Source organism: Klebsiella sp. CN_Kp113, assembly GCF_040064585.1.
GTDB classification, from domain to species: Bacteria; Pseudomonadota; Gammaproteobacteria; order Enterobacterales; family Enterobacteriaceae; genus Klebsiella; species Klebsiella michiganensis.
Genome location: NZ_JBEAID010000001.1, coordinates 25,903 through 41,226 on the forward strand (window position 1 = coordinate 25,903; position 15,324 = coordinate 41,226).

Here is a 15,324-nt window from a genome sequence, read left to right on the forward strand (position 1 = left end):
GACTAAGGACTCCGGCCCGGTATGCCGATTCGATGGCCTCCCAGTCCGGTGTTGCCATAATATTGTCCTCGCCTTGACATTATCGAGCCACCTCTTGAAGTGGCTCTGTAATGCCCTACTCACGTTTTGATTCTGCTTGCCTGATGTCAGCCTTATCACGGTTGCACTGCCCCAGCGCTGATAGCAGACTGACGTTTAAATCAAGGCTCTGGCCCCACGTCAGATTGTCGGGGATTTCCGGTTGCGGGGTGTCAGCCGTCAGGCTGGCCGGTAACGGGACCACCGGCACTTTGACGTAGACCGTTCGCGAATTGTTGCAACCGCTTAACTGCGCCAGCAGGCACAGGGCGATTAGTGCAATCATCATTCGCAACAGCAACCCGGATATCAGCCGAGGTTCCCGATGCGTCCAGTGCGATCTGCTCTTTTGCATGCTGATTGGCCTCGACGATGGTGTTGAAGATGGTCATGGTGGTCAGAACGTTGGAGGTGATGGTCTGGGCTGCGTTTGCCTGTTGCTCGGCGCCATCGGCACGGGCTTTCTGCTCAGCAGCAGCGTTGTGGTAATGCATTGCCAGCCACCCAAGGCAAACAACCAGGCAGATCACAACGGCGCTGATGATTGCGGTTAATCGGCTCATTTCTGGCCCCACAAACAAACTTCACGCTCAATCTCGCGGCGAGTTACCAGACCTTTCCACTGCTTTCCCTTGGCATAAGTCCAGCGGCGCAACTGGTCACACGCCCCCTTCTGGTCGCCCTGGTTGATTTTGCGCAGCAGCGTGGAGGTCTGGAAGTTGCCAGCGCCGACGTTATAAGCGAACGAGTACAGAGCCCCGCGCATTGTCTCGGGGATCGGCTTCTGGATGTATGGGTTAATCTGGCGGGCTACGGCGTTCAGGTCTTTATTGAGCAGCGCACGGCATTCAGCCTCGGTGTACTTCTTGCCGAGCATGATGTCTTTGCCAGTGTGGCCATAACAGACAGTCCAGACGCCTACCACATCCTGATAGGGGTCATAACGCACACCTTCAAGACCATCGTTCCCGGTTCGGCCGGTGATGAGCGCAGAAGCAATGGCTATGGCGCCACCGCCGACGGCAGCGATAACGCTATTCCTCAGTTTTGGTGTCATAGCCATTGAGCCGATCCTCGCGTTCTTTCCGCCTGTAGTACCAGTTCACCCCACAGGTGGTAATGGTGCAGGCGATACCGACAATAATTGCCCAGTCACTCAGGGTCATCCCCGCTATTTTGTCGGCCAAAATCCATACCTCTGCCTTAACTGCCCCGGCATACGCCTTTGCTGAGACACCGCAGCCCGTCAGTGCGGTCCCGGTGCCGTATGAAAGTCTGCTGTAAATGGTGCTCATTTTTGTCATAACCTCACCTCCGTTGATGACGGATGGCGCTGTGTGAAGTGGGGAATGGCCACCAGATGAATTTACGACAAAGCACAAAGTGAGTGACGTTCTGGCGACCAAAACAGAAAGAGCCGCCTGTTGGCAGCCCTGTGATTCGGATTTACTTCTTTAAAAGCAGTGATATTATCGCGCTACCTGAGCTGAACCATCAGGTGTCCAACTTTTGCATGTCACCTTAATGCGCCCGCTGATTTAACCATCTCTAAGCGGGCTTTTTTTCGCCCAAAGAAAAGGCCCACCGAGTGGGCCTTCCGGCTATCATCATTTTTATATTGGCTGTGGTGCCGGGTGCCTCCCGGTGAGTCTTTGGTTAAACACCTTAACTCGCATTAACCATGCTAATCAGAAAAGGGTGGAAGCTTATCTCCGGTAGCTGAGGTTACGCCCCTCCGCATAGGGGGATTCACCACGCGCATGCATTAGCTATGCAACATTCACTTAGTCAACATGCTGCGATACCAGTGCGCTAACTTCTTCCTTAAGATTCAATAATCAGTCGGATTATGCATAATCAATGCATGAAATATAATTTCAATAACAACAATAAAAAATCATCTAAAATTATAAATTTACCAAAACTATTGATTAGGATTTTTCTTACCCTCACCATAGAATCCTCCCCACAAAAAACAAAATTGTCCACATACATTTCAAGGGATTATACCTGCATGGCAAATTTACTCATTTTAGCACTGGCGGTAGTTCTTTTTATAGTCGCTGTACTTTCTTTCGTTTCTTACACCAAGGACAGGAAAAAGCTTAAAAATACTTTTAAGAAGCGGTATTGATCATGCGCTGATCTTTATCTTAAAGAGGCTGAGCCCGTCAGCCTCTTTTTATTCTGATTGGCCAGCACACCGCCAGCGCCCCGACGATAACCACCAGCAGAACCAGATCCATCAGCATGCCAGCCACCCGCCAGGCTACGAACAGTAGAACGACAAACAGCGCCCAGAAACACAGCCTGCGCAGCATGATTACTTACCGTTGGTGCCGAGTACCCGGCTCAGGTTTTTCAGCAGGACAGTCGAGGCCGTTTCCAGCATGTCATCACCGGCATCGGTATTGGCGACCACCAGCGTCTTAGTGCAGGGAACCTTCACCTTCGAATCACTCAGCCAGCCGGATTCGGTAACCGCCTTTTTCATCTCGTACACCGGCTTCCCGTTCGGCAATTTATCGTCAACGTGCCAGCCGTTCATATCGATCATCGTCAGGCCGCTGCCTTCCTGATTAACCGACTCCAGAAACTTATTCGACCGGTCCGGCGCAGATACCCAAAGGAAGGCGTCATACTCGCCAGTGGTGACTTTCGCCAGCGAGCGCACACCGCCTTTGGCATAGGTCTCTACTTTGGCGTAATCCTTTTCCAGCCCCTGCAGATATTGCCAGGATGCATACGATCCGCTGGAGGGCTCACCGACCGCGATTTTCACACCTGCCTTTAAATCACCTTCATCGCTGACCTTGCCGCCCTTCTTCACCGCGACAAAAACGCATTCATCAGCCAGCTCGCCGATGATGTCCACCTTCTGCGCTTCGTTGCTGTGGCGGCTGCGCCAGAACTGGAAAGCATCAGCCTGAGTGAAACCGATCTGGGCGGTACCGCTGGCGACCTTGTCGAGATTGTCCAGAGAGCCTTTACTGGGGATCACCGTCGAGCTGTAACCATACTCGCTGAGTGCGCTGGCGAGATTAACGCCGTACACCGCGTTATAGGTCAGGCCCTGTTGACCCGTAGTGATAACGACATCCGCAGCCGAAGCGGCGTTACTCAGGCACAGCGAAGCGACCGCAATAGCGGCCATGATGACTTTTTTCATGTGACTATCCTTTTGAGGTGAGCCTTCGCCCGGAGTGGTCGCCCTGCAGAACAGTCACACGACCATTCCAAAGGCTCACCCCGAAAAGCTCTGCAGGTTTTATGCGCCGGGCGTGGCGCGGATAAAAAAAGGCCACGCAAGTTCGCAGCCTGTGAATGGTTGCAGCCCTATAGCAGCATATCTCTACATTTGGTATGGTCAGATCGCCAGAAGTAACCACATCAAACATGGAGAATTACATGAGTGAGTCTAATAAACCAATCAGTGAAAATAAGCCTCAGCCAACAACCCAAAATAAGTCGGATACCAAAGCGCCTCCACCTCCACCAAGGGATTTTTCGATGGGACGGACAATAACTGGTGATTCTGCCCCGACAATTGGTGATTTTCTCCAGAATCTCACAAGAAAAAATACACCAGTGCCGAAACGGTAATGGATAAAGCCGGAGTAAGGATTGATGCCAGCCTTACTCTGGTTAGTCTGGTTCTGAGTTGTATATTTGCTTCCTGAAGTTCGCTTGCCGTCTGACAAAGATTTTTCAATCTATAGCGTCTCATCACCGATAAAGCACTATCTCCACCGATATAACCATTGGCTCGCAGAGTCTCATAGTCACTCCCGGTTATGGTCTTGTACACCCTGGTATAGATTACGTCAGGAGAGGTTGAAATTAATGCCCGCGTCTGAACGGATAACACCCTTAAAACCAAATAAACGGCGCATAACGTCCAGTACAGAGTAAAAATAGCCACGCCAGCATTTAAAAAATCAGGATGATCTTTTTGCGTCAGAAGGAGAAACGAGGAGCCAATGCCAACAATGAGGATGCTAAGCAGTTTATAGCCATTTTCTTTGTTCAGGGAATTCGACTGCGTGATCTCACGAATACAATCCTCTCCCTGCTTTTCCAGAAAATCCACGAGCTCATCATCAGCATCCAGAAAATAGTCATCGGGCAAATCTGACATTTCGACCTCACTCGCATCCTGAGATTTTTTTTTGATTTTACCTGAAGGCCCGCTAATGAGATACATCAGGCCCCTAGATGGAGGGATATGGCGGAAGATGGAGGAGTCGAACCCCTACCGTTACCAGCACCACCGGGTTCAAACCGGTTCGCCCACCACTGAGCGGCATCTTCCAGAAACGAAAAAACCCCGCCGAAGCAGGGTTTTGATGATTGGTTTCGTTCAGGCGCTATATGCCACGATTGAAAGCATACAGGACAACTTTATGCAAAGTCAACACTAACGTTCAAAAAATTGCAGCCATCTGTTTCGATCACATTAATAACTGGTAGCCTTCTCAAATTCTGCTGCGGCTTGTCTCTCTCCTTTGTGAAGCATATCCACCAGCCCCTCATAGAACGGTTTCCAGTTGCGTGACCACGAAGACTGATGGAGATCCGGGAGACGCTTCAGAATGGCGCGGTGTACCGTCGCAGAGGGTACAACAGAGAAGCCATTACCAGAGCAGCGTTCACATGTTTTGAAAACCGGTGCGCCAAGTTCTTTGGTCGCTTTGCGATCTAACACCTCCCCTTTACCACCACACCTGCATCGCGCATGGATCACTTTCTTTCCTCCGCACACTCCACAGACCCTTTTCACCAGTTCATTTCTAATCTTTGGGGCCTTCACTTCGACACCGTCAGCATCGAAAATACCGGGGTGCTTAATTACATCTTCATGGCGGGAAATAAAGCCGGTACCGCTGCAGCTTTGACACGTTGCTCTGGTGGCCGCCGAACGTGAGTATTCCGCAAAGGCAAATTGCGCCAGCGTCAACATGCAGGCGCCGAGCTTGTCACCAGCGGCTTTGCGGACATTTTTAGGAGCGTTTTTGATGGCAAACTGCGCCAGCGCCTGAATTGCAAGCTGTTCGTCCGTTTTGCTGATACCAGCCTTTCCGAGGAAAGCGGCAAGGCCGAAGCGCGCACGACTGCTGGTGGTACCGATGGCCGCCATAACATCTGTTCCGGTCAGTCGATTTGGCGATGTGCTTTTCACGTCGTCGCTGATATGCATGCCCTGAGGGCTGAAGTGTTTGAGGGCGGATTCCAGTTTCATGCTTTCCCCTCAGCGTCCACGTTACCCAAAAAATCAGGATCACCGCCTAACTTGGCTACCTCATTTTTAAGAATGATATTTTCAAGTATCAACGCACCAACCTCATTGTTGAGATGAGATACTTTCCGCTTTAACTCCAAATATTCATCGGGACTAATCAATTCCTGATGCTGGCTTTTTGCAAAGATAAATTCTTCGAACAGAGCCACATCAACACCACCGAACGATAAGGGATCATCAGACTCCTGCTGGCTGACCTGTGCTTTCAGGCACTGATAGTTCTCGATTGCTTCTTTTAAAACCTCGTTTTTCATACTCAGTACCTCGTAACGTTATCAGTGTCCCACTCAATATCGAGTTCGCTTTGTTGTTTACCGACCAGGTAGTTAAACGGCCCCTTATCACCTTCAAGAAACTGATGTGACCGGGCGTCAAAGGTGGCGCCGATGTCACCAATCCACCCCTCTCCCTCTCGCTGTTTCAGCAGGCGAATCATTGAGGCTGGCATCTGGATAGCGGTTTGTTCGTCCTTGTCCAGACTCTCATAACCCATGCGTTCAGCCTTGCGCTGCGCCAGCTCACGCGGGATATTCCGCCATACGGCCATAACGTTGTCGGGCATGTCGGTTAATGCGCCAGTACCTTTGACGTCCATTTTCCCCGTGGGCGCCGCTTCGTTGGTTTTGCGGGCATGGGTGACTAGCAGGACATGGCAGTTATGCTCGTTTTTGAAGTCGCACAGGGTGTCGATGAATTCTTTCTGTCCACCGTAGTCTTCTTCGTCGAGTCCGCATTTCGCCAGGTTGTCGATCACAAACAGGTCAATCCCATACCGGCGGCGGGCGTAGGCAAAAATCTCCAGCAGGCGTCCGGCCTTCGCGGTTCCGGTAAGCTTGAATACCCACAGGCGATCAGAAAACCATTCGTTTGTCATGATGATTTCTTCGCGCTTTGGCGAGGCGGTGCAAATGGTCTGGCGTGTCAGACGGGCCAGCATTTTTCCGGGCTTCAGCTCCAGAGAAGCGATGCACGTGCGGACTTTCTGGTTCATGGCGGCGATAGCGATATGGCCCACCAGCTCGGTTTTGCCATGACCATTCACCCCATTAACCAGCGTCAGCTCCCCGGCGCGGAACTTGAAATTGCTGTTCAGTGATTCCCATGGGCTGGTGAACAGGCCGACATCGCGATGCTCGAACGCATCAATTGTTTCCTGGAGGAGATCACCTGCTGAGCACAGTTCATCGGGGTCGAAGAATTTCGCCGTCCCCAGGCATTGCCAGATATCATCTTCGCTCACCCCGGCCATCAGGCACTCGTTGATATCTTTATACGGCAGCTCCACCAGACGACAGCGATGCTCGCCCAGACGCCGGGCGATTTCTTTCGCGGCTTCGCGTCCAACTTCGTCATTGTCCAGACTGAGCCAGATTTCGTCGAAGCGGTCCAGGTTGTGATACTCGTACTCAATCCACTGCTGCTTGGCGCCCTTCCCGCCACCGAACGGCACCGACAGCGCACTGATGCCCAGTTGCGAGTAGGTCATACAGTCGATTTCCCCTTCGCACAACACGACAGCGCGGGCTTTGGCATCCATAGCCTGCCAGCCGAATAAACTAGGTTCACAGTCGGCCTCAGCCATGATGAGCTTTTTACCGCCCGGACGTTCGGTACTGATCCGCTTCACCTGCAGTAGTTCGCCGTTGCGGATGTATGGATACGCCACCGCCGCCACTTCTCGGTTTTCATCGTGGTACCAGACCACAGCATCAGAAACGCGAAACTGGTCAGCAGTCTCGCGAGTGATTCCGCGCGAGGCCAGATAGTCGTAGCAATGGTTCGCTTTTTTTACGCCCTTTTTCGTCGGCCGGGAGAATGTTTTTTTCTTTGCCTCGAAGTGATGATCGTCATCTTTCAGGCCCAGGAACTCTTTGGCTTCCCGCATGGCGTCATGCAGCTGGCAGTTGCGCACCAGCACCCATAAATCGAGCAGATCGCCGCTGTCACCGCTGGCAAAATCTGACCATGCCTTTTTCCCGCCCAGATTAATTTTCAGGCTCTTGCCAGAATCGCCATTGGTGTTACCTGCGCACCACTCTTTGCCTTCCAGATGTCCGCGAGGCAGCAAATATTTCGCCACGCTCTCTGCGTTGTCCCACAGTTTTTCGGATAGTTCAGCCGGACCCATTACACACTCCGTAAATCAAATTTGATAAAACACCACACAACGAATCCCTCGCGCAGAAAGCCGCGGTTAAAACCGGCAACCAGCATGCGTTTCAGGATGATTTTCATGGGCGGTTGGCACCACGCTTGAGACGATCAATGGCGGCCTGATTGATAAACACCTCGGCGGAGCCGTCGTTAGACGGGGTGTACCAGGTGCTTCCTGCGCCATTTCCCGCGCTGGCCGAAGTAACCTCTGGCGCTGGCGGTTGATTGGGTACGCGTTCAGGAAAGAGCCCTTGCCACCCACCTGCAATCGAGCGACGGATCACCTCATCGGCGTTCTGGTGGCCAGCGAGCTGCTTAGCCTGGTATGCGCAAGTTGTTTCGGTCAGGGGTTTCCGGGTTTCCCGCCGGAACTTAGCCCAGTCCTGCCAGACTTCATCACTGACGTTTTCAGGTTTTAGCCTTGCAGGGTCGAATGATGTTTTTTTCTGACGCTTTGCGACCGCTTCTTGTGGTTCATGATCTTTTACTTGTGGATCAGGTTTTAAACCTTGTGGATCATGTCCTCCAGATTCTGGAGGGTCAAAACGGTTGTTTTTCCCAGATTCTGAAGGGTCAAGCGCACTTGAGCCTCTCATTTTTGACGCGTCAGATTCTGACTGTTCAAAATCCGAAGCGTCAGATTCTGGAGGGTCAAAACGGTTGTTTTTGATACGTTCCAGTCGAATTAACGTTCTTTGCTGGAGTGCGATTTCTTCCAACTTCTCAACGTTGAGGTGATACATGTTTGAAGTGTTACGGTTACCGTTTCGGCGATTCTCTCGTCGCAGCCACCCCTCCGCTTCAAGTTCAGACAATGCCGTTCGGATTGTGCTTTCGCCGGCGCCTATCTGACGTGATATTGTTTTGACGCCGGGATAGCACGTGCCTTCATCGCTGGAATAATCCGCCAAACGCACCATGACCATAAGACGTGTTCCTTTGATGCCAGAGACAGCACAGGCATCCCATACATATCCCTGAATTTTGCTGCTCATGATGTTAGCCTCGTGAAGTACTGTTGAAACTTCCAGACAGGTTGCATGCACTCATGCGGGTATCCCTGCCTGGTGAAATACACCTGTTGCTTCTCCCGGTTCCACCCAGTGACGTGCACGACAACACCTCGCGGATCGCGATAATCGATATCGAGTGCCTTAATCGGATCTAGTGACGTGTTAGCGCGTGACATGTCACACCTCTTCCACACGTGGCATTCCATCCAGCTTGCTTGGGTACAAGTCAGGACGAACCTCGTGGGGAGTAATGGACCAACCTACAAATTCGCAAAGTTTCAATACAAATCGAGCAGGGATTACAGATTTAGCAAACCATTGATTCACCGCCTGAGGCGTTACACCCAAGCCTTTTGCAATGGCTCTTTGGGAAGTAATGGCACACAATTTCATGCGAATGTCTTCTTTCATACCCCACCATCAAGTTAAACTTTATTTAAGAAGTCTATATCAAGATTTAATTAACATGCAAGAAGCAAAAACATGCGTTAAACTTGAAATCAAGCATTGCTTTAGGTGTTAGCTTTCAGGCTGGATGAAACTTTGGAGAGATAGCGTGGCCACGGCAAACATGATTCAAGAACTTCTGAAGGAAAAAGGATGGAGTAAAGCTGAGTTAGCCCGCCAGTTAGGGGTTAGCACGCAGACGGTTGTTTACTGGACAAAAGGGACCACCGTCCCAAGGGGTAAGAGATTAGCCCAACTTTCTGAAATCAGTGGTTATTCGCAATCATGGTTTCTAGGGGAGGGGCAACCCGCGTCCTTCCCTTCATCCGTTCAAAAAGAAGACACGGATAGCGTAAAATTTAAAGTATTAGATATCGAATTTAGTTGCGGTGATGGTGCCAGTGTGAGGGGCGACTTCATTGATGTAGTGCGTTCCATAGAGTTAGATCCAGAGTATGCCCGTCAAGTTGTAGGTAATAGACCTTTTAAGAATATTGAAATAGGTAATGCCAGAGGTGACAGTATGTCACCGACGATAGCTCCGGGTGATTTGTTATTTTTAGATAAAACAATAACTTACTTTGATGGTGACGGGATTTACGCCTTTTGTTTCGAAGGTGAATGTTATGTAAAGAGACTGCAAAAAATAGGCAGCAAAATTGTAGTGCTATCTGATAACACTAATTATCAATCCTGGAGCATTGAGAAAGATGCTTTAGATATGCTCTACATCCAGTCAAAAGTTATCTCATCGGTTCCATTTAACATTAACAGATTCGGTTAATTATTGATTTATAACGGGCATTCGCCCGTTCTCCTTTTAAGTAACTACCCTCAATGAAAAAATAATCAAGTTTAACTTGACTATAAAAACCTATAAAGCTAACCTCTTTGCATCAAGTTTAACTTGATTAAGTAAGCAATCAATACTTACGTGAGGTGATCAATGAAAACTCCAGTCCAAATGCTTGAAGTGTTCGTATCAGACATAATCGAAAACACCGTGCTACTTGAAAATATTTATAAAAAAAGTAACGAAAATTACGAAACAGATTGCTCCTTAAATAGCCTCATTCGTTCGATGCAAAAGACTGTAGATAATATGAATGAATATATTAAAACTTACAGCAACGAGACCATTCACCACAAGCGAGCTGAGATCAAAAATGATCTTGCCGATGATATATTCGATGCGGTTCTTACTGCTAAAAAACTTGAGACAGTTACACAAACTTATAGTGAGTCTTATTTTACTAGTTATGATAATGACAATCCTTCGTGCCATATGTCTGCTGTGATTTGTGACTACGCACATAAACTTTGTAGTGACTTAAAAAGTATCGAAGAAAAGTTAAATTAACCACAAAGAGTTTATTAACACCTTAATCGGTGTGGAATCATTCATCCTAAAATTAGCAATGGGCTCATTATGAGTTTCATCATCGCCCACAATGCATATAAAACCGCCCTGCTCTATGCATCATGCGGACAGGAATTGATTGCGGGTCTTTATCTTCGTAAAGCGTACGGGAGGTAATTATGTGGGCCCCTGCAACAGATACCTGCATTGAAGATGCAGCGTTATCAGCAAATAACCTTAATGAATTATTAGATCTGATGCACATGAGTTTTGAAAGAATGAATTCTCTTCAATGCGAGGCATTGCTGGGTCTTGCTCTTAATTTATCAGCCGAAGTTGCTATTTGGTTAAAGGAGGAGGAAAAGCGCCGTGAAAACAAATCTGATTGAAACTCGTCGCCGTCACCTCGTTCGGGCAAAGTTAGATTCAATGATGCGTAGAACCGGAAGTTATTTCCAGATAGTCAAACTGGAAGACGGTACGAAATTACCTGTAGAGCTTGATGAGGACATTTTAACAAAAGCATTAATCAAGCTGTTTGAAGCAATGATTTATGACAACCACAAGCGCGAACAGGCGGAGCATTTAATTGCTGAGCATTATTCGAATTGCATGGGCGTTAATAAGTTAACACCGGATGGTGTGGACTTTATGAATGCATTTATTGCAACACTGGCTGAGCAGTCATTAAAAGCGGAGAAATTAACTAATGGCTAATTTCCCCCCCCCCCCTATTACACACGAAAAAGTGCAGGTCGTTATGACGATTGAAAACGGCCAGGTAATAGATACCCGCAAAGTTCGCGATAACGAGTTGATTGCCAGCATGGATACCTTCTTCTGGATGGCAAAGAAAGCCGGGTATCAGGTAATCGCCCCTAATCAGGAGGAAGCAAGTGGCACTAACAGCAATACGAATTCCTGAGCGGGTACACCTGCAGGCGCTGCAGGTCCTGCTGCGGTACCGCCGGAAGCGCATCTATGCACGCCGTACGCACCGCACCGGCTATCTCAGCCTGAAGGTTAACCCACGCTGGCGGCTGTTATCGAAAGACGATGGCCGGAACTGGGAAGTAATGAGCCATGAACGTTACTCAGGAGAAATTAAACGATGAACGATAACCGCACCGCCAGCGCCATTGACCTGGCATTACAGAAGCACCACACGCCCGTTGGCGACCTTTACGCCGCTATTCGTCACGGACGCATGAAGCGTTGTTTTAGCCGCGGCACTGCCATTAGCTGGCTGGCTCACTTTTTGACGTCGCATGCCTTTGCTCTGTCCGGGTTTAAGCAGCGCCACCCTGATTACCTTGTGGAGCATGAAGGAAACGAAATGTGGCGCCGTGGCGAAACTACCGACGAATACCACCGCGCCCACCAGCGCACCGTTCGCCGGCTGCGTCGAATCCTCGCCCGCAAACGTGAAATGCAGAAGTGGTGTGAAAAGTGGGATGCCATGCACGACCGCTACGTGAAGGAGCGCGAAGAGCTCAAAGCCAGCAAACCAGCAGAGGTACGCAATGGATCACACAGCATTTAACCCGGAACCAACGTCTGCCGGCATCCGGTTATCTGGAAGCAGGATTATTGGTTACTCCGCCGCTATTCGTGAACTGGATAACGGTCACTACGACAAACGCCTTGCCGACGGCATGAATATTCTGGCCTGCATCATGGAGGCGGTAGAAAGCAGCTGGCTCACGCTCACTATCGAGCAGCAAATCATCGTCTGGCGCTGGTTGCTCGCCGCGGTATTCATTACCGAGGAGCTGGAGAAGAACGGGACTGTCGACGTTCCGAACGACGAAGGCGGCGTTGATACAGCCGTTATCTATTCCGGGGAGCACGGTGCAATCAGCGTCTACCCAGGGCCGGAACGCTTTGCACTCGCTAATCACATTGAGGCCGGCGCCATTGAGAAATACGGGCAAAAGGAAGGGTTGCCGCTGGCGCTGCGCATGTATCAGGACATGGTTGTCTGTGACAACGAATACGGCTTCAGGCTGTCAGCTATGGGCCGGGAAGGTTTCAACCTTCTGCATGACGGCTTTATCGAACAAATTCATACCGAAGGCATGCCTGGCATGCCGGTTATGCACTGAGGGAAATGATGATGAATAACTTGATCACCAGCAAGCCATCAATGACCAGCCTGGAAATTGCCGAGCTGGTAGAGAAGCGTCACGACAACGTGAAGCGCACCATTGAGATGCTGATTGTGCGCGGTGTAATCACTTCTCCTCAAATTGAGGAAAAGCCTACCGCCGGGCGCCCTACAGCAGTTTACGTTTTTGAAAGTGAAGAAGGTAAGCGCGACAGCATCATCGTCGTCGCCCAGCTTAGCCCTGAGTTTACCGCCCGCCTGGTGGACCGCTGGAAAGAGCTGGAAGAAGAGCGCTCCCGCCCCAAATCACAGGCAGAACTGATCGCAGAAATGGCCCTGCTGAATGTTGAGCAGGAGCGCCGCCTCTACCAGGTCGAAGAGCAGGTAGAAACGGTAGCGGAAGCGGTCGAGAACATTAAGCGCGGTACCATGCGGGCCGGGTACGTTGGTTATCGTCAGGTTGTCGCCAAGAGCGGTATGACTGATGCGAAATGCCGGAACCTGGTTAACGCCTACCGAATCCCGACTGATACGCACGAATTCATGACACCCGATGGCCTGCTTTCCCGCCGGGCTATCGTGGAGTTTGAACCGTTCATGAAAGCATTCCGCCAGATGATGTCCGAGGCAGAACCCCGCGGCACCCGCTGGTATCACCCGAAGATGGGCCTGTTTCAGGCTATTGGGTGGGAGGGCGGCCACGGTGAATAACGTTATCTGGCTGCCGGCCGGTTCTATCGAGGTGGCCCACCAGCGGGCCTTAACCTGGGTTTGCGATGCATATCTGTTTTATCTGGTCAGCCTGCACCGCCGCCCGGTGTATCGCCACCAGTACGGCGATATTTCGCTTAACCAGCCAGCGCTGCAGGGCTTCATTGACTCCTACCTCAAAGATAAAGGGTGGGACATAGAGCGCCGCCGTGCGCATTACATCAACATTCTGGACCTCATCAAATATTTGCACCGCAGCAATTCGGGATTTATCGACTGGGGAACAGTGCCGGCGCTTACGCCTCGGGGGATCCGCTGGATGAACGCCTGCCTCTCTCGCCTGGGTGAAATGGTTAACAGCTATGGCGGATGGAAAGGATATATCGCAGCAGTTGAGGAGGATCAGAAAGATGAAAATCGACTTTAAAGATTATGGCGCTGTGGCCGCGGTGACTATTACCAGCACCATTTTCGAGTTTCGCAAACATAACCGGGTTGTTGATGCCACCCTGCTCTGCACCCCGGACGTCATCAGCGAACGACGCGGCAGCTTCTTCATGAAGACGCATATTTCAGGCAAAACCAGGGATGCGCTGCGGGCCTATAAAACCGCGCTGCGCGAGATGAAACGATGAACAGAGAATTTGAGATATGGGTCCGGCTGCGCTACGGCGGCCGGTATGACCTGACGCGAGACGGTCACGGCTACTATTGCCGGGAAGTGGTTAAGCGGATGTATGAGACGTGGTGCCACTGTCGTGGCCTGAAAGTGGTATGAGGTGGGTTATATGGTAGACATTGAAATGATTGACGAGGAAGAGGCAATGCGGATGATCCGAGTATCTTCACGCGTGACCATCCGCAAATACACCGAGCGCTATAATTTCCCCAAACCGGTCCGGACCTATCCTAAGCAATATCTGCGCTCTGCTATTGTGGAGTGGATCTTAAACGGGGGTATCAACCAGAAATCCTCCTGATATGCCAGAATATCTTTTCAGCATACAGATCATAGGCGTCTTTCTGTTCGGCAATCCAGTCATGCTTGTTATAGACAGAAAGCACGCCGCCAAGTTCATGCCCCAGCATCTTTTCGATGACGTGCGGAGCAACACCATCTTCGGATAGCCGGGTTGCCAATGTGCGCCGAAAATCATGTGAAGTAAACTTACCAAACCCCAACGAGTCCTTGATTCTTCTGAGAAATTTATTTGCACCAGAAATAGTAATGGGGCTTTTCAGGTCCTCGCCAGGGAAAAGTATATCCCCATACGTCATTTCAGCTTTTTTCAGCAAATCATCTGCGGCGGAGAAAATGGGGCGCCTGATAATTTTGTTGGTTTTACTTTTCTCTGCCGGCACAACCCATAACCCCTCCTCTCGGTCAAACTCCCCCCTTATAGCCAGCCGAAGTTCGCTATTCCTGGCGCCGTACAGCATTAGCAGTTGATGAAGCAATCGGTTAGAAGTTGACCCACGACTTCTTTCTATAGCCATCCAGATTTTGGCAAGCTGGTTATAGCTGAGCGTGGTCTCCCCAATCACCGGTTTAACACCGATATCTTTCGGCTGCAAAAGCATGAGTTCGGTTGTGCTAATGAATTGTCGGCGCGTACACCAACCAATGGCAGACCTGAGCTGTATCAATAAATGCCGGGCTCGGCGAGGGTTGATTTTCTCCTCTTCGGTAAACCTCTCTACCCACAAGCGGACAGGGATATCCTCAACCGGAATGCCGGGAAAAGCGTCGCGCATATGCTTTATAACCGTTGATTTATAAAGCGCTATCGTCTTAGCTCTTAGCGTTACGTCCACGTAATTTTCTTTCCAGTAATCCAGGCAATCCTTTACCGTTGGCTTACTCTTGGATTTGTTGCCACCAGCCAGCGTTCGGGGGTCAATGCCTTTGTCTGCCGACTCCCTCAGGTCTGCAACGATATTGCGGGCATCGCGCAGGGTCAGCGCTGGGTAACGCCCGAGCCCCATTCGGTTCTGCTTCCCTTCCCATCGGAACCTAAACTGAAAGCTGATCACGCCTTTGGGGGTTATGCGAATTCCAAGCCCGTCTGAATCCGTAATTTCAGCAGGCCCGGAATATGGTTTACCATAGATAGAGCGGAGCTTTGTGTCACTGATTGCCATGTTAGTTTTCTGT

27 protein-coding genes and 1 tRNA gene are annotated in these 15,324 nt (G+C 50.3%); 13 read left to right on the forward strand and 15 right to left on the reverse strand.

Features of this window, described 5'->3' with window-relative positions; all coding sequences use genetic code 11:
* Positions 1-115 precede the first annotated feature (115 nt).
* From ABLV30_RS00180 to ABLV30_RS00245, 14 genes are all read right to left on the reverse strand, one after another.
* A complete protein-coding gene (locus ABLV30_RS00180) occupies positions 116-367 on the reverse strand; it encodes an Rz1 lytic protein (RefSeq protein WP_134910894.1) in 252 nt (83 codons plus the stop codon).
* Positions 252-641 (reverse strand): DUF2570 domain-containing protein, encoded by a 390-nt coding sequence (locus ABLV30_RS00185; RefSeq protein WP_032692688.1) that lies wholly within the window; start codon positions 639-641, stop codon positions 252-254. The genes ABLV30_RS00180 and ABLV30_RS00185 overlap by 116 nt, the downstream gene beginning before the upstream one ends.
* Positions 638-1,135, reverse strand: a complete 498-nt coding sequence (locus ABLV30_RS00190) for a lysozyme (protein WP_032692762.1) — start codon at positions 1,133-1,135, stop codon at positions 638-640. Before ABLV30_RS00190 ends, ABLV30_RS00185 begins: the two co-directional genes overlap by 4 nt.
* Positions 1,113-1,382, reverse strand: a complete 270-nt coding sequence (locus ABLV30_RS00195) for an HP1 family phage holin (RefSeq protein WP_012542609.1) — start codon at positions 1,380-1,382, stop codon at positions 1,113-1,115. Before ABLV30_RS00195 ends, ABLV30_RS00190 begins: the two co-directional genes overlap by 23 nt.
* Before the next feature lie 867 nt (positions 1,383-2,249).
* Positions 2,250-2,399: a hypothetical protein gene (locus ABLV30_RS00200; RefSeq protein WP_032692691.1), complete on the reverse strand. Its 150-nt coding sequence runs from the start codon at positions 2,397-2,399 to the stop codon at positions 2,250-2,252.
* Between the two features lie 2 nt (positions 2,400-2,401).
* The gene (locus ABLV30_RS00205) at positions 2,402-3,247 is read right to left on the reverse strand and encodes a TAXI family TRAP transporter solute-binding subunit (protein ID WP_181875750.1); all 846 of its coding nucleotides are present in this window, start codon (positions 3,245-3,247) and stop codon (positions 2,402-2,404) included.
* A gap of 399 nt (positions 3,248-3,646) precedes the next feature.
* Positions 3,647-4,282 (reverse strand): hypothetical protein, encoded by a 636-nt coding sequence (locus ABLV30_RS00210; protein WP_313886335.1) that lies wholly within the window; start codon positions 4,280-4,282, stop codon positions 3,647-3,649.
* A gap of 22 nt (positions 4,283-4,304) precedes the next feature.
* Positions 4,305-4,390, reverse strand: a tRNA-Ser gene (locus ABLV30_RS00215).
* Positions 4,391-4,534: 144 nt separating this feature from the next.
* A complete protein-coding gene (locus ABLV30_RS00220) occupies positions 4,535-5,317 on the reverse strand; it encodes an antitermination protein (protein ID WP_032692692.1) in 783 nt (260 codons plus the stop codon).
* On the reverse strand, positions 5,314-5,631 hold the full coding sequence (locus tag ABLV30_RS00225) for a hypothetical protein (protein ID WP_032692693.1): 318 nt from the start codon (positions 5,629-5,631) through the stop codon (positions 5,314-5,316). The genes ABLV30_RS00220 and ABLV30_RS00225 overlap by 4 nt, the downstream gene beginning before the upstream one ends.
* A gap of 2 nt (positions 5,632-5,633) precedes the next feature.
* Complete coding sequence (locus ABLV30_RS00230) at positions 5,634-7,505, reverse strand: toprim domain-containing protein (protein ID WP_032692695.1); 1,872 nt, start codon at positions 7,503-7,505, stop codon at positions 5,634-5,636.
* Positions 7,506-7,608: 103 nt separating this feature from the next.
* Positions 7,609-8,526, reverse strand: coding sequence for a helix-turn-helix domain-containing protein (locus ABLV30_RS00235; protein ID WP_032692697.1), 918 nt, complete (start codon positions 8,524-8,526; stop codon positions 7,609-7,611).
* Complete coding sequence (locus tag ABLV30_RS00240) at positions 8,523-8,720, reverse strand: DUF4222 domain-containing protein (protein ID WP_032692765.1); 198 nt, start codon at positions 8,718-8,720, stop codon at positions 8,523-8,525. The genes ABLV30_RS00235 and ABLV30_RS00240 overlap by 4 nt, the downstream gene beginning before the upstream one ends.
* A 1-nt stretch (position 8,721) precedes the next feature.
* Positions 8,722-8,955 (reverse strand): YdaS family helix-turn-helix protein, encoded by a 234-nt coding sequence (locus ABLV30_RS00245; RefSeq protein ID WP_071889436.1) that lies wholly within the window; start codon positions 8,953-8,955, stop codon positions 8,722-8,724.
* Positions 8,956-9,100: 145 nt separating this feature from the next.
* Here ABLV30_RS00245 and ABLV30_RS00250 point away from each other — a divergent pair, with 145 nt between their 5' ends.
* From ABLV30_RS00250 to ABLV30_RS00310, 13 genes are all read left to right on the forward strand, one after another.
* Positions 9,101-9,775: a LexA family transcriptional regulator gene (locus tag ABLV30_RS00250; RefSeq protein ID WP_077253337.1), complete on the forward strand. Its 675-nt coding sequence runs from the start codon at positions 9,101-9,103 to the stop codon at positions 9,773-9,775.
* A gap of 162 nt (positions 9,776-9,937) precedes the next feature.
* Positions 9,938-10,351: a hypothetical protein gene (locus tag ABLV30_RS00255; RefSeq protein WP_032692699.1), complete on the forward strand. Its 414-nt coding sequence runs from the start codon at positions 9,938-9,940 to the stop codon at positions 10,349-10,351.
* Positions 10,352-10,530: 179 nt separating this feature from the next.
* Positions 10,531-10,740 carry a hypothetical protein gene (locus ABLV30_RS00260; protein ID WP_071993356.1) on the forward strand — a complete coding sequence of 70 codons (210 nt, stop codon included), beginning with the start codon at positions 10,531-10,533 and terminating at the stop codon, positions 10,738-10,740.
* Positions 10,721-11,068: a hypothetical protein gene (locus ABLV30_RS00265; RefSeq protein ID WP_227508434.1), complete on the forward strand. Its 348-nt coding sequence runs from the start codon at positions 10,721-10,723 to the stop codon at positions 11,066-11,068. The genes ABLV30_RS00260 and ABLV30_RS00265 overlap by 20 nt, the downstream gene beginning before the upstream one ends.
* A complete protein-coding gene (locus tag ABLV30_RS00270) occupies positions 11,061-11,276 on the forward strand; it encodes a hypothetical protein (RefSeq protein ID WP_242530217.1) in 216 nt (71 codons plus the stop codon). The genes ABLV30_RS00265 and ABLV30_RS00270 overlap by 8 nt, the downstream gene beginning before the upstream one ends.
* Positions 11,248-11,466: a hypothetical protein gene (locus ABLV30_RS00275; RefSeq protein WP_064757943.1), complete on the forward strand. Its 219-nt coding sequence runs from the start codon at positions 11,248-11,250 to the stop codon at positions 11,464-11,466. The genes ABLV30_RS00270 and ABLV30_RS00275 overlap by 29 nt, the downstream gene beginning before the upstream one ends.
* The gene (locus ABLV30_RS00280) at positions 11,463-11,894 is read left to right on the forward strand and encodes a hypothetical protein (protein ID WP_032692703.1); all 432 of its coding nucleotides are present in this window, start codon (positions 11,463-11,465) and stop codon (positions 11,892-11,894) included. Before ABLV30_RS00275 ends, ABLV30_RS00280 begins: the two co-directional genes overlap by 4 nt.
* Before the next feature lie 43 nt (positions 11,895-11,937).
* Positions 11,938-12,456, forward strand: coding sequence for a hypothetical protein (locus ABLV30_RS00285; RefSeq protein WP_032420387.1), 519 nt, complete (start codon positions 11,938-11,940; stop codon positions 12,454-12,456).
* Between the two features lie 5 nt (positions 12,457-12,461).
* Complete coding sequence (locus tag ABLV30_RS00290) at positions 12,462-13,169, forward strand: Rha family transcriptional regulator (RefSeq protein ID WP_032419899.1); 708 nt, start codon at positions 12,462-12,464, stop codon at positions 13,167-13,169.
* Positions 13,162-13,596: a hypothetical protein gene (locus ABLV30_RS00295; RefSeq protein WP_032419898.1), complete on the forward strand. Its 435-nt coding sequence runs from the start codon at positions 13,162-13,164 to the stop codon at positions 13,594-13,596. The genes ABLV30_RS00290 and ABLV30_RS00295 overlap by 8 nt, the downstream gene beginning before the upstream one ends.
* Positions 13,580-13,804 (forward strand): hypothetical protein, encoded by a 225-nt coding sequence (locus ABLV30_RS00300; protein ID WP_032692705.1) that lies wholly within the window; start codon positions 13,580-13,582, stop codon positions 13,802-13,804. Before ABLV30_RS00295 ends, ABLV30_RS00300 begins: the two co-directional genes overlap by 17 nt.
* Entirely contained in the window at positions 13,801-13,947 is a 147-nt protein-coding gene (locus ABLV30_RS00305) for a hypothetical protein (RefSeq protein ID WP_032419897.1), read from the forward strand. The genes ABLV30_RS00300 and ABLV30_RS00305 overlap by 4 nt, the downstream gene beginning before the upstream one ends.
* Positions 13,948-13,957: 10 nt before the next feature.
* Complete coding sequence (locus ABLV30_RS00310) at positions 13,958-14,149, forward strand: hypothetical protein (RefSeq protein WP_009309074.1); 192 nt, start codon at positions 13,958-13,960, stop codon at positions 14,147-14,149.
* Here ABLV30_RS00310 and ABLV30_RS00315 read toward each other — a convergent pair.
* On the reverse strand, positions 14,130-15,311 hold the full coding sequence (locus ABLV30_RS00315) for a site-specific integrase (RefSeq protein WP_032692707.1): 1,182 nt from the start codon (positions 15,309-15,311) through the stop codon (positions 14,130-14,132). The two genes, ABLV30_RS00310 and ABLV30_RS00315, sit on opposite strands and share 20 nt — an antisense overlap.
* Positions 15,312-15,324: the final 13 nt, after the last annotated feature.